Genomic DNA, 12,618 nt, shown 5'->3' on the forward strand with positions numbered 1-12,618 from the left:
AGATCCCCGCGCCCCATTGCGCGGGGCGCCGGCATCAGTGGCCGTGGCCGCGACCGGGTACCACGGCGGGGCCGGCGTCCGGCAGCATGTCCGGACCGCGCTTGGCCCACTGGGCCTTCAGCGCGGGCACATCGACCTGCATGTCCTGCAACGGCGGATGGCCGGGAACGGTATATTCCGTCTCCACCTGCGTGCCGCAGTTCGGGCAGCAGAATTCGAGAATGCGCACCCATTCCGGGTCCGGGCTGAAGGTGAAGCGGTAGCGCTCCGGATCGAGGATCGGCGGATGGATCTCGCGCGGATCACGGTTGTGAACCAGCAGCCCTTCCTTGTAGTTGCCCTCGGCGGGCGCGATCTCGTGGTCGCATACCCGGCATTCCCATGTCTCCTTGTCGAGATCGATGCGGAGATATTCGGTCATCGGAATTTTCATATGGTCAGTCCTCCCGTTCCAGAATGATGTCGCCCGCCTCCGAGACGACGAAGCCCCAGCCCGCCGGCACGCGGGCCGTGAAGTAGTCCTCCTCAAGGATCGCCGGTCCGCTGGCATGATCGCCATCCGCCATCGATGCGAGGCGATAGACGGGCAGATCGACGCGCCCCTTGCCGGCCACCAGAACGTTGCGCTTTCCATCGGCCTTCGCCTCAGCCCTAAGCGGGAAACCGATATGGCGGGTCTCGTCGTGACGCAGGCTCTTCACCGCGTTGAGTTCCAGTTCGACCGTAGAAGCCTGCGCCACTTCCGGCGGGAAGTCAGGCGCATCACCCAGCGACACGATCTTCTCGCCATCCGCCGTGTCGGCAACGAGGCGGGCGGAAACCGCGTAGCTGCCTTCCTCAAACCCCTCGGCGAACATGTCGCGGGCGGCCTTGCGCTTCAGTGCATCGAGGGCGGTTGCAAGCCCCGCCGTCGAGCGATCCTCGAGCGTCACGGCATAGCCCTGCGAGACATCGCAGGAGCCGATGCCATAGGCGGAAAACACCGCCGCCATGGCCGGCACGGCAACCCGGCGGATACCCGCCTTGTCGGCCACACCGCAGGCGTTCAGCGGCCCGGCGCCGCCAAAGGCCAGCATCACCGTGTCCGATCCGATCTTCGTGAAACGGTGCAGTTCATCGGCAATCTTCGCCTCATAGGCATCCGACATGGCGAGGACCGCCGTATCGAGATCGATGCCCAACGGTTCGGCGATATTGCCGCGAACGGCCGCTTCTGCGCGGCTCGCATCGAGCCCCATGCCGCCACCGAAATAGGAAGCGGGATCGAACAGACCGGCCAGTAGGCTGGCATCGGTGATCGTCGCTTCCTTGCCGCCGCGCCCGAAGCAGGCAGGCCCCGGCAGGGCGCCGACACTTTCCGGACCGATGGCGATATGGCCGTCCTTCACCTTGAAGATCGAACTGCCGCCGGCACCGGCACTCATGATTTCGCACAGCGGGAAGGACACGCTGATGCCTTCGACATGACCGCGCCGGATTTCAGCGACCTTGCCATCCGTGCACTGGCCGATATCGGTTGTCGTGCCGCCGACATCGATGGAAACGGCATCGCGGAAACCGTAAAGCGCCGAGAACGCCTTCACGCCTTCCATGCCACCGCGCGGGCCGGAGGAATAAGTCTTGATCGCCACCGTCTTCGCCACGCGCGAGGCATCGCCGTCGTTGCGGAAGATCAGCAGCGGGTTCTTGGTGCGGAACGCCCTCAGCCGGTTTTCGGCATTGTAGAGGAAGGCCTCCATCGAAGGATGCAGGAAGGAGTTGATGAGCGCCGACCAGGCGCGGCGATCCGGATTGCGGTCGGAGGTGAGATCCGACGTATAGAGAACCGGCACGGCCCCCAGAAGATGGCGTGGATACTTGCGCAGCACGATCTTCTTGACCCGCTCTTCGGCCTCCAGGAAGCCGGCGCCGCCAAGCGCGATGACCAGACGGTTCGCACCCCGGGCGGCGAGCTGGTTGATGACCTTGACGACCTCCACCTCCGCTTCGGGAGCGTCGAGCATGGCAAGGTCGATGAAGCCGACACGGTCGCCCACCAGCGCCTCGAACACTTCCGGATCGTGCGCCCTCAAGGCGGTCGGCAGTGCCGCAGAACCGGTGTCGAGAACAAGACCGAGCTTCGGCCCCTTGCGCTCGCAGATGGCATTGGTGCCCTGCGTCGTGGAATAGCGGATGAGGTCGACCTCTTCGAGAAGCCGCTTCACGTCCGCCGTGCCGTAGACCACTTCGGAGGCCTTCTGCAGTCCCTCGAAAAAGCACTTCGAAAGATCGTAAGGGGTGGTCAGAACCTTGGTTTTCTTCACGCCGTCATCCGACATGATGCACACGTCGGTCAGCGTGCCGCCATTATCGATGTTGATTTGCAATGCCATCGCGCATTTCTCCTCCCGTTCCTGTCAGGCGGACCTTTCGGCCCGTTCGGCGCGTTCTTCGCGCCGGGCTTTGCGGTTGCGGCGCGCGGCAGGCTCCTCCCCGCGGCACCGGACCGTCTATCCCGAGAAACAAGTGAAGCAGGTTTGCTTCCACGCAGCGGCGCTGCCGGAGGCAATCCATCAAGCAATTGAAACGATTTTATTATTTTCGGTATCCGCTGAACGCGGCACGGTGCCCCCAGGTTAGGGCGTCCGGTTTCCGGACGGTCGCGCGGCGTCTCCGTCCGAAAGAAGGAAGGTCAACGTTCGACGATCATCCGCGCGACCAGTTCTGCGGGGAGCGGGAAAAAGGTGGGGGTAAGAGATTTCGGGTAAACAGGTGCCTTTTCTGAAGGGGCATTCGTTGGCGTCGCAGTTAAAGATGATCATCTCGGTCGAGCTTGTTGGCGTTGACGGCGTGTCGCAGCGTTGCGAAATTGCCAAGGTCGACCGGTCTCTCGATGGCGCCCGTCTCAACGATTTTGGCCTCTCCCCTGAAGAAGCCAAGAAGATACAGCGGCGCTACAACAGGAACTGACGCAGTTTCAGACGGATCAAGCCGCCCAGCGAGATCGGAAGTGCCACGACTGTAGCCGCCGTCGCTCGGTGCATGATAGTAGGTATCGTACGATCCATTCGCTGTTTGGATCTTGCAAAGTGCGTGTGCCGCGGTGGTGCAACTGTGCCTGCGGATCGACCGCGAAGTTGGGCACGGGAAGCGTCGAGACCCTGTTGAATGGCCGAGCTACCCCGGAGTTGGAGCGCATCCAAGCCGAACTGGGCTCCCGGATGTCATTTCGAGAAGCAGCCCGTGTACTTGATATCTTTGTGCCGGTCACGCGGCCTCATAATCATCGAACCGTAAGCAACCGGCTGGGCAAGGTTGCCGATCAGATCGAAAAGTGGGACGTCGCAGGCCCCTATCGTATCAGTCGCGCCGGCAAGTCTCCCGTTTCCGTTTTTATTGATGGCGCCTATATTCGCGCGGTTCCCGGCTATCAAAGCCGACATTTCGAGATCGCGATGGGACGCGTTGTTGCGCAAGGCCGAGCACCGCGTCAGTTTGCCGGTGCGCCGAATATCGCTACCGGCAAACACCATATCGTTCGCGCAGCGATGCGCGCGCAAGGATGGCTGCCTGGCCGAGACGTCACTGTCTTTAGCGACGGAGAGGTCGGGCTGCAGAGTATCGTCCTCAGCGCAACACGCGAGCCCGTCACGCATATTCTCGACTGGTTTCATCTATCGATGCGGCTGCGGCACATTGAGCGGGCCTGGGAGGGCATCAGGCATCTGCAAAATCTGGATGTCTATCTGCAAAACGTCGCGGTCCATGTGCCCAGGCTTCGGCATCTCCTCTGGAGCGGATATGTCCGAGAGGCAAGCGAAGCCGTAAAGCAGATGCTCGCCCAATTGGATCAGCATCCCGGATTTCGCGACGCCCCCGGCAAAATCAGGCGCCTATACGAGCTGATCAACAATCTTGGCACCTACCTGGGGCAGAACGCAGCTTCGATCGTCAACTACTGTCGGCGATACTGGTCCGGTCAGCCGATATCCAGTTCGCCGGCCGAAAGTGCCGCCAACAGCCTCGTCAATGCTCGTATGAATAAGAAGCGGCAAATGCGTTGGACACCGATCGGCGCTCATCGGGTTCTTCAAGTGCGAGCCGCCATCGCGGACGGCCGTCTAAAACAGGCAAAGCTCGACCTCACAGCCTAACCCCAGCTTTTTCCCGCTCCCAATCTGTTCGTCATGATGCTGCAGTTCACCGGCGAACGGCGGGATTGAGCATTTCAGGTGCGCATGGTGTCATATCGACCGCCTATACCCCTCGCTCGCGGGCAGGCCTTTTCATCGGCCGCACCCCCGCAGCTTCGATTGCGGTGCCATATCAGGCGGCGCGTCTGCCGGTCACTGATGCGGTAGTAGAGCGTATGGAGCCTGGTCTTTCCCGGTCGTTCTCCAATCGGAACCGGCTGACCAGTTGCGCCAGATCGGTTGCCTCCTGGGCGAGAGAATGGCTGGAGGCTGCCGTTTCTTCCACCATCGCAGCGTTCTGTTGCGTCATCTGATCCATCTGGTTCACGGCCGTATTGATCTGATGCAGGCCTGTCGACTGCTCCTGCGTCGACGATGCGATCGCACTGACCAGACCGGTGATATCGCCGATCTGCTTGACGATTCCGCGCAGCGCTTCACCGGTCTGTCCCACCAAAGCGACGCCCTGACCAACCTGCTGTGACGAGGTGGAGATCAGCGTTTTGATGTCCTTGGCCGCGTTGGCCGACCTTTGGGCCAGTTCCCTGACTTCCTGGGCGACGACCGCAAATCCCTTGCCCGCGTCGCCGGCCCTTGCGGCTTCGACACCTGCATTCAGGGCGAGAAGATTGGTCTGGAAGGCGATTTCGTCGATGACGCCGATAATCTGCCCGATCTGGCTGGAGGATTGCTCGATCTGCGACATGGCATTCACGGCATTGTCGACAATGACGCCGGATTGCTCCGCGGCTGCCCGTGCCGATGTCGTGACATCGGCAACCTGACGCGCACCTTCGGCCGTCTTCTTCACCGTTGCGGTGATCTCTTCGAGAGCTGCGGCGGTTTCCTCCAGCGAGGCCGCCTGCTGTTCGGTTCTCTTCGAGAGATCGTCGGACGCGTGGCTGATCTCCGTGGAGCCGCTGTGCATGCTGGTGATCGCCGTGGTAACGGCCTTCAGGATTTCCTGCAGATTGTCTGCCATCGTGTTGAAATCTGATTTCAAGGCGGCTGCCTTCTGCGCAAAACCGGCGGTAATCCGGTAGGTAAGATCCCCGCCGGCAAGCGCCGACAGGCCCTGGCCGAGCGCCTCGACCGTAATCCGGTCTTCTTCCGCTTCCCTCGCCGTCTTCTCCTTCAGCAGGATTTCCTCGTGGACATCCGTCAGGGAGCCGCAGGCCCGGATGGTGATGCCATCGGCTTGATGAATGCACCCGCCGGTCGCGCGAAACCAGCGGTAGGAACCGTCCCGCATCTTCAGGCGATACGTCACATTGTATCGAGCACGTCCCGTTTTGTCCGTCAGGTGCCCGCCGAATGCTGCGAATGTCGGGGCGACATCATCGGGATGAAGGCGCTCGGACCATGACTGAACGACGTTGGGGAAATCCTTGGCGCTGTCGTAACCGATCATGCGCCGGAACTCGGCGGACCATGTCCAGCGGCTTTGCGGATGCATGGCGTCGCCATTGTGCAGGACAGCCTCCCACAAACCGATACCGCATGCCTCGTCAAGCAGGCTGGAACGCTCGCTGACAGCCTGTAGCTGGGCCTTCAATTCTGAAATATCTTTGGTCTTGCGTGTGGTGAATATAGACATGTCCCCTCCCGGATCGGCAAATGCCAAATCAGTATCGCGGATATGAAAATAGAGTCCGGTTAATTTCCAATGAAGCCCTCGCGAAGACTATTTTCACAGGCGGCGTCCACCGCTGCTCGATGTTGAGAGGTTCGGACCGGGATGACATTCCTGCAGCAGGGAAAGTGCCCATCTCGCCGCTCCCCAGCGCCCGCATCAGTCCGGAATGTCGACCTCGACATCCAGGAATGGCGCATATTGCTGGGCGCCGAAGATGTCGGCATCCCCGGGGCTGCCGCTCGGCCGCAGCCGCAAAATGGTGAACTTGATGGCCGAGGCCGGATCGTATTCGACGAAATCGGTTAGCCCTGCCGGGAGAGCATGAGGAATTGTGGGGAGGGCGTCTCCCGCCGGTCTTTGCTTTCCATTTTGCCCTCCTTACGCCCGGCCGACCTCATCGAAATTCAATGCCGGCTACATACTCTGTCTAACCCCGCCCCACAATTCCTCATGCTCCCCTGCTTCGGTCGGGAGCTGCCACCGGGTTTTGCGGCAGCCCCTGGCTGTTTTCGTCAGATCACCTGGCCGCCTGATACTTCAATCCGCTGTGCGGTAATCCAGCGGTTGTCCGGGCCGAGAAGGCTCGCCACCATGGGCCCGATATCGTCGGGGACGCCCACACGACCGAGCGCAATCATGCCGGCGAACTGTTTGTTGAGATCGGGCATGTCGCGAACGGCACCGCCGAGGAAGTCGGTCTCGATGGCCCCCGGGGCCACCGTGTTGGCGGTGATGCCGCGTTCGGCCAGTTCCTTGGCCATGTAGAGGGTCAGGATCTCGACGGCGCCCTTGGCCGCGGAATAGGCCGAGAAACCGGCAGCCGAGACACGCGTCAGGCCCGAGGAGAAGTTGACGATCCGACCGCCATCTGCCAGCAGCGGCAGCAGGGTCTGGGTGAGAAAGAAGACGCCTTTGACATGGGTGTTGAAGAGGGCGTCGAACTGGGCCTCGGTCGTCTCAGCGAAGCTTGCCATTTCGCCCTGGCCGGCATTGTTGACGAGATGGTCGAATGTGTCGCGGCCCCAAGTCGCCGACAGGGCATTGCGAACATTGTCCGCGAAGGCCTTGAATGAGGCGACGTTCGTCACATCGAGCTGCAGGGCGACCGCCTTTCGGCCGAGTGCTTCGATTTCGGCCACGACGGCTTGCGCATCGACAGCACCACTGCGGTAGGTCAGGATGACGTCGCCGCCATGACGCGCGATGCTGACTGCGGTGTTGCGGCCGAGGCCACGGCTGCCGCCGGTGATGATGGAAACTGTATTCATATCCGTTCTCCTTCAATCCGTTTGTTGGTGACAGGAATTTTATGACAGGGGTCGCGGTCCGGCGGTTGCCGGATCCTCGGCGAGCCTTGCCTATTTCTCCAGCTCGGCACGTGGTGCGGGCTGCAGAATGCGATCGACCATCTGCGATGCAGAGCCGAGATAATTTGCGGGATCGGTGAGGTGACGCAGGCGCTCACGGCCGAGCGGTATCGCCACCTCCTGCGTCCCCGCGAGTACCTCGAAGAGCGGCCTGCCGGCTTCCACCGCGCGACGGCAGGCGGCATAGACGAGATCATGTGCGGTCTGGCGACCGGTCAGGGGGGCGAGTGCCATCATCACCGCCTCTGCGACGATCAGGCCCTTCGAGATCCCCAGGTTCGCCAGCATCCGGTCCGGATGGACGACGAGCCCGGACAGCATGAAGCTTGCTTGTAAAAGAGCCCCGAAGGTCAGGGCAAAACTTTCCGGGATGGCGGACCATTCGAGGTGCCACGGTCCCGTTGCGCGCTCGAAATCGTGGACCATTGCGTCGAGCATCAAGCCCGAATGCTGCCTCACCACTTTGGCGGCCGCGATGATGAGTTCGCAGGAGATCGGATTGCGCTTTTGCGGCATGGTACTGGACGCGCCGCGATGACGGGCAAAGGGCTCCGAGACCTCCCCAAGTTCCGTCGCCATCATGACGGAAACGTCGAAGGCGATTTTGGCAAGGCTGCCGCAGACCAGCGCAAGGACCTGCACGACCTCCGCCATGCCGTCGCGGGCGGCGTGCCAAGTGATCCTCGGGATCGCGAGGCCCAGGATTTTAGCGAGTTCCGCCTGGACGGCCAGCCCATGCTCCCCCAGGGACGCCAGCGTTCCCGACGCCCCGGAAAACTGCACCACGAGAACGCGCGGGCGCATCTGCGCCAGGCGTTCGCGATGTCGCTCAAGACCTGACAGCCAGACGCCGGCCTTATAGCCGAATGTGATCGGCAACGCCTGCTGCAGGTGGGTTCTCCCGGCCATCGGCGTATCACGATGTTCGGCGGCCAGGTTGCGCAACGCGGCAACAGTATCGTCCAGCTGCCGTTCGATGAGATCGAGCGCATGCCTGATTTGCAGGACAGTGGCCGTGTCCATGATGTCCTGTGTCGTCGCGCCCCAGTGCAGATAACCTCCGGCCTCGCCACAGGCATCGGCCATTTGCTCGACCATCGGCAGGATCGGATAGCCGACGAGCTCCGTCTCGCGCGCAAGTCGGGTCATGTCGAAACGGATCGTCCGGGCTGCGGTGGCGATCGAAGCGGCTGCGGCCTCGGGGATGAGACCAAGACGCGCTTCGGCTGTAGCGAGTGCGACTTCGGTTTCGACGCACCGGTCAACAAAGGCACTACTGTCGAACAGGCTGCGCATTTCGCCATTGACGAAGCCGCCGCCGAACAAAGGGGAGTCGAGGAGAGACAGCGAGCTCACGGCTGATCTCCGGCGGCTTCCGCCTGAGAAGGCGAGCTGAGGAAATGCACGCGCATCAATGCACGCGCACTGGCGCTTTCCTGGATGACGGTCAGGGCCACCGTCATGAGAATGAGAAGCCCGACCGACGCGCAGAAGATCGTTGATACGGAAAAAAGTGCCGCGCTCCGATTGATTTCCGCATTGGCGAGTATCGACCATCCGAGTGAAAGCAGGCTGGTCACGCCGAAGCTGCATGTCCCCAGCGTCAACAGTTCCGTCGCACGCAGCTGAAGGCGAACCCGTCGGCCGGAAAGCGCAACTGCCGCGTCAGTATCCGAGTAAAGCCTGGCTGCCTTTCCGCCTTGCCCGGCGCGGAGGGACTGAAGACTTCTCCACTGATCGACCGAATGGGCATGGCGAATGTTCACCCTGTCCTGGAGAATGGCGCAAACATTCGCCAGAACGGCCGGTCCGGCCACAAATGAGAGGGGAATTGCGGGGTAATCGATGGGCAACATGGGTCGGGCTCCGCTCGCGCCCCAGGTGCCGTTCGTTCGGCACCTGGTTCGTTGCTGCTTCGGTCAGGCGAGGTTGACGTGCTTGGTGATGGTGTAGGGCTCGAGGATCTCGATGCCGCCCTCGGTCCCGATTCCGCTGTCCTTCCAGCCGCCCAGTGGGGCTTCGGGCAGATGCGCCAGGCTGCCGTTCACCGAAACGGCGCCGTATTGCAGCGCGTCGACAAGTCGGTGCTGCCTTCTGCCGTCATGGGTGAAAACATAGGCCGACAGCCCGAATTCGAGCCCGTTCGCAGCCTCAAGCATAGCCTCTTCATCGGAAAAAGGCAGGATCGGCGCGACGGGACCGAACGGCTCCTCGTGGAGGACGGCAGCGTCCTCCGGCACCTCCGTCAGGACTGTCGGAGCATAAAAGAAGCCGCGCTCACCGAGGCGTTCTCCACCGGCGAGGATGGTCGCACCCCGTTCTCGCGCATCGTCGACGAGGAGGGCTATGGCCTCGACACGCCGCTCGCTGGCCAGGGGGCCTACATCGGTGGCTGGATCCAGACCGTCTCCGACTTTCAGCCCCTTGGCGACCTCGGCAAAGCGTCTTGCAAAGGGCTGGGCAATGCTTTCCTCGACGAAGAAGCGGGAGGGGCAGAGGCAGATCTGTCCCGCATTGGTGAACTTGGCCCGCGCCAGCAGTTCCGCGGTCGCCGCCGGGTCCACATCGCCGCAGACGACGACCGGCGCATGGCCACCGAGTTCCATGGTCACCGGCTTCATGCGAAGTCCCGCCGCCGCAGCGAGCTTCTTGCCGATCGGGATCGAGCCCGTAAAGGTGATCTTCGCGATGATCGGGGACTCGATGAGCTGGGTTGAGATTTGATCGGCGTCCCCGAAGACGACGGCCAGCGCCGCCGGGTGAACGCCTGCCTCCAGCAGGGCCTCTCCCATTGCCAGGACGCAACCGGGCGTTTCCTGTGACGGCTTGCAGATGATGGCGCAGCCGGCCGCCAATGCGCCGGCGAACTTCTTGGCGGCGAGCGCCATCGGGAAGTTCCAGGGCGTCAATGCCGCGACGACGCCGATCGGATGCGGCTGGACCTCAATGCGCTGGCCAGCTTGCCGTCCCGGCACGATGCGGCCCGCGATCCGTCGGGCCTGCTCCCCTCCCCATTCGATAAAGTCGGCGGCGCGATGAACCTCGTCGCGCGCCTGGGAGAGGATCTTGCCCTGCTCCAGAGTCAAGATGTGCGCGATCCGGCCTGCGTCGCGGCGGATGATGCTGGCGGCATCCTTCAGGATGCGGCCACGCTCCCAGGCCGGCACCGCCTGCCAGGATTGCAGGCCGCGCCGGGCGGCGGCGAGCGCGTTTTCAATATCCGCCGTCGAGCTGTAGGCCACCTGTCCGAGACTGTCGCCCGTGGCAGGATTAATTACATCGACGGCGGCGCCTTCCGAACCCTCGCGGTGATCACCGTTTATCAGAAGCTGAAACTTGCTCGTCATTCTCGCGTCCTCTTGATGTTCGCCAGTGCCATGCCCCGGAGGTCAGCCCTGAAGCGAGCCGACGATCGCCTTCGTGAAGGTAGGGATGTCGGACGGCATCCGGCTGGTGATGAGGTTGCCATCCACCACCACTTCGGCATCGACGACGGTCGAACCGGCGTTCTTCAGATCGGTCCGGATGGAGTACCAAGCCGTGGCGCGGCGACCGCGCAGCACATCGGCCTCGACCAGAAGCCAGGGGCCATGGCAGATCGAGGCGATCGGCTTACCGGCGGCGGCGAACTCCTTCACCAGAGCAATCGCCTTCTCGTCCATTCGCAGCTTGTCGGGATTGACCACGCCGCCGGGCAGGACGAGGGCATCGAAGTCAGCAGCGTCGATATCCGCGATCAGTCGGTCCGGCGTGATCGTCTCGCTCGACTCGTCCGAGTTGCCGGTCTCGGCATTGTAGACACAGCCGCGGATTGGGCCGCCCTTGGGCGAAGCCAAGACAACTCGCGCTCCAGCGTCGAGGAGCGACTGGCGCGGGCTGTAAAGTTCGGCATCCTCGAAGCCGTCGGTTGCCAGTACCAGGATGTTGCGGTCCTTCAGGTTGGTCATGACTTTCTCCTTGCTCATTGATCCGGAAGCCGGTCGCTTCCGAATGAGAGCAAGCTATCGCAAGCCACCCCGGTCGGGGTTGCCGCCGAATCCAGAATCCTTGCCTAATCCGCCAAGGCCGCTTGCGGGGAGGTCCGCTCGCCCTTTAGGATGTCTGCATTCTGATGGATCGGAATGGACCACAATGAACAGCACTCTCCTGGAATGCGTGTGCCGTTTCGCCGACGCCAATGCCGACAAGTACGGTGTTGCGCGCACGCCTATACCCGGGCTCTTTGCCATGCGAGCGACGGCGCCGAGCGAAATGCAATATGCGATTTCCAAACCGCTGGTCGCCCTCGTTCTTCAGGGAGCCAAGCGCGTGACCATGGGCAGCACGACCTTCGATTTCGGGGCTGGAGATTCCTTGCTGATTGCCGCCGACGTCCCGAATGTCAGCCAGATCACGCGGGCCAATGCCGGCGTCCCTTACTACTCGCTTGTTCTCGATATCGATCTGGCGGTGACGCAGTCGCTCGTCATGGACATCGGCATTGCCCAAGCGGATACGGGCGTTCCCATCCGCGTCGACCCGACAGAAGCGGAAGTCGCCGACACGGCTCTGCGCCTGATGCGACTTCTTGATCGTCCGGCTTCGATCCCTGTCCTGCAAAATCAGCTGATCCGCGAAATGCATTTCTGGCTGCTGACAGGTCGGCACGGCGCAGGCATCCGTGCGCTCGGCGTCACCGACAGCCATGCAAGCCGGATCGGGCGGTCCGTCGCTCTCATCAGAAGCGCTTATGCGGAGACGCTGACGGTGGAACAATTGGCCGAAGTCGCCGGGATGAGCCTTTCCTCATTCCACCACCACTTCCGCGTCGTCACATCTCTGTCGCCGCTCCAATTCCAGAAGCAACTGCGCCTCATCGAGGCGCGGCGGATGATGATTTCCGAAGGTGCGCCGATCAGCAATGCGGCCTATTCCGTTGGCTACGAAAGCGTGCCCCAGTTCACGCGCGAATATGGCCGGATGTTTGGAGCCTCACCCGCAAGGGATGTTCGCGACAGCTTTGGCAAGAGCCAAGTCGCGGCGTGAGACCGCCACCATTGCATCATTGAGGTCGCTGATCTGCCCCGTGGTGCCTCACGCAGACGCTGAAATTTGTAATCTGGACATAGCGGTGCTCCGTCGAGGTCACCTCGGCGGTGGCGCCTGGACATGTTTGCATATGGCTTCCTGGGTAAAGGGTCTGGAACCTGCCCCCTTCATCCGCGATCATTTGCAGTTGAACAGAATCGAACCGCGGGTAGTGCGTCTGATTATCTAACGCACTGAGAAATCAACCTTCTTGCATCGAACGATGCGGATCTTAAAGTTGTCACTAGGGTGACGTCTCAGAGATTATGACGGGTTGTTCTATGCCCAGAATTGGCAGGTCTTGCGGGGGGACGAGCAGTTGGATGCTGCGCGCGACACCTGGTTGCTTTTGGATCAATCCGATTTTCTCAAGTGT

Annotated in this window: 10 protein-coding genes and 1 pseudogene; 2 read left to right on the top strand and 9 right to left on the bottom strand. The window is 61.9% G+C overall.

The genetic code is table 11. The annotated features are described in order from the left end of the window. Nucleotides 1–34: 34 nt before the first annotated feature. Nucleotides 35–433, bottom strand: coding sequence for an acetone carboxylase subunit gamma (locus ABK249_RS28555; protein ID WP_227705594.1), 399 nt, complete (start codon nucleotides 431–433; stop codon nucleotides 35–37). A gap of 4 nt (nucleotides 434–437) precedes the next feature. Then, nucleotides 438–2,372 (bottom strand): hydantoinase/oxoprolinase family protein, encoded by a 1,935-nt coding sequence (locus ABK249_RS28560; protein WP_227705593.1) that lies wholly within the window; start codon nucleotides 2,370–2,372, stop codon nucleotides 438–440. A gap of 403 nt (nucleotides 2,373–2,775) precedes the next feature. On the opposite strand from ABK249_RS28560, the pseudogene ABK249_RS28565 reads away from it, so the two are divergent. Then, a pseudogene (locus ABK249_RS28565) lies at nucleotides 2,776–4,133 on the top strand (ISKra4 family transposase). A gap of 172 nt (nucleotides 4,134–4,305) precedes the next feature. Here ABK249_RS28565 and ABK249_RS28570 read toward each other — a convergent pair. The 7 genes from ABK249_RS28570 to ABK249_RS28605 all read right to left on the bottom strand — a co-directional run bounded on the left by ABK249_RS28570 (nucleotide 4,306) and on the right by ABK249_RS28605 (nucleotide 11,122). Beyond that, on the bottom strand, nucleotides 4,306–5,769 hold the full coding sequence (locus ABK249_RS28570; RefSeq protein ID WP_407722184.1) for a methyl-accepting chemotaxis protein: 1,464 nt from the start codon (nucleotides 5,767–5,769) through the stop codon (nucleotides 4,306–4,308). Between the two features lie 195 nt (nucleotides 5,770–5,964). Further along, nucleotides 5,965–6,138 (bottom strand): DUF4387 family protein, encoded by a 174-nt coding sequence (locus ABK249_RS28580; RefSeq protein ID WP_081952955.1) that lies wholly within the window; start codon nucleotides 6,136–6,138, stop codon nucleotides 5,965–5,967. A 182-nt stretch (nucleotides 6,139–6,320) separates the two neighbouring features. Further along, complete coding sequence (locus ABK249_RS28585) at nucleotides 6,321–7,076, bottom strand: SDR family NAD(P)-dependent oxidoreductase (RefSeq protein ID WP_037156287.1); 756 nt, start codon at nucleotides 7,074–7,076, stop codon at nucleotides 6,321–6,323. 90 nt (nucleotides 7,077–7,166) lie between these two features. Further along, nucleotides 7,167–8,531, bottom strand: coding sequence for a 3-carboxy-cis,cis-muconate cycloisomerase (pcaB, locus tag ABK249_RS28590; RefSeq protein ID WP_037156285.1), 1,365 nt, complete (start codon nucleotides 8,529–8,531; stop codon nucleotides 7,167–7,169). Then, nucleotides 8,528–9,031, bottom strand: a complete 504-nt coding sequence (locus ABK249_RS28595; RefSeq protein WP_227705591.1) for a hypothetical protein — start codon at nucleotides 9,029–9,031, stop codon at nucleotides 8,528–8,530. Before ABK249_RS28595 ends, pcaB begins: the two co-directional genes overlap by 4 nt. Nucleotides 9,032–9,094: 63 nt before the next feature. Then, nucleotides 9,095–10,522 carry an NAD-dependent succinate-semialdehyde dehydrogenase gene (locus ABK249_RS28600; RefSeq protein WP_227705590.1) on the bottom strand — a complete coding sequence of 476 codons (1,428 nt, stop codon included), beginning with the start codon at nucleotides 10,520–10,522 and terminating at the stop codon, nucleotides 9,095–9,097. Between the two features lie 42 nt (nucleotides 10,523–10,564). Next, on the bottom strand, nucleotides 10,565–11,122 hold the full coding sequence (locus ABK249_RS28605) for a type 1 glutamine amidotransferase domain-containing protein (protein ID WP_227705589.1): 558 nt from the start codon (nucleotides 11,120–11,122) through the stop codon (nucleotides 10,565–10,567). Nucleotides 11,123–11,306: 184 nt separating this feature from the next. Here ABK249_RS28605 and ABK249_RS28610 point away from each other — a divergent pair, with 184 nt between their 5' ends. Next, nucleotides 11,307–12,200: an AraC family transcriptional regulator gene (locus ABK249_RS28610; protein ID WP_037156277.1), complete on the top strand. Its 894-nt coding sequence runs from the start codon at nucleotides 11,307–11,309 to the stop codon at nucleotides 12,198–12,200. Nucleotides 12,201–12,618 lie beyond the last annotated feature (418 nt).

Origin of the sequence: Neorhizobium phenanthreniclasticum, assembly GCF_040066075.1 — a bacterium.
Classification (GTDB): domain Bacteria; phylum Pseudomonadota; class Alphaproteobacteria; order Rhizobiales; family Rhizobiaceae; genus Neorhizobium; species Neorhizobium petrolearium.

Bases quoted from the DNA above. Each gene is read 5' to 3' on its own strand.
- ABK249_RS28555 (WP_227705594.1), bottom strand. From the start codon at position 433: ATGAAAATTCCGATGACCGAATATCTCCGCATCGATCTCGACAAGGAG.
- ABK249_RS28560 (WP_227705593.1), bottom strand. From the start codon at position 2,372: ATGGCATTGCAAATCAACATCGATAATGGCGGCACGCTGACCGACGTG.
- ABK249_RS28570 (WP_407722184.1), bottom strand. From the start codon at position 5,769: ATGTCTATATTCACCACACGCAAGACCAAAGATATTTCAGAATTGAAG.
- ABK249_RS28585 (WP_037156287.1), bottom strand. From the start codon at position 7,076: ATGAATACAGTTTCCATCATCACCGGCGGCAGCCGTGGCCTCGGCCGC.
- ABK249_RS28595 (WP_227705591.1), bottom strand. From the start codon at position 9,031: ATGTTGCCCATCGATTACCCCGCAATTCCCCTCTCATTTGTGGCCGGA.
- ABK249_RS28600 (WP_227705590.1), bottom strand. From the start codon at position 10,522: ATGACGAGCAAGTTTCAGCTTCTGATAAACGGTGATCACCGCGAGGGT.
- ABK249_RS28605 (WP_227705589.1), bottom strand. From the start codon at position 11,122: ATGACCAACCTGAAGGACCGCAACATCCTGGTACTGGCAACCGACGGC.
- ABK249_RS28610 (WP_037156277.1), top strand. From the start codon at position 11,307: ATGAACAGCACTCTCCTGGAATGCGTGTGCCGTTTCGCCGACGCCAAT.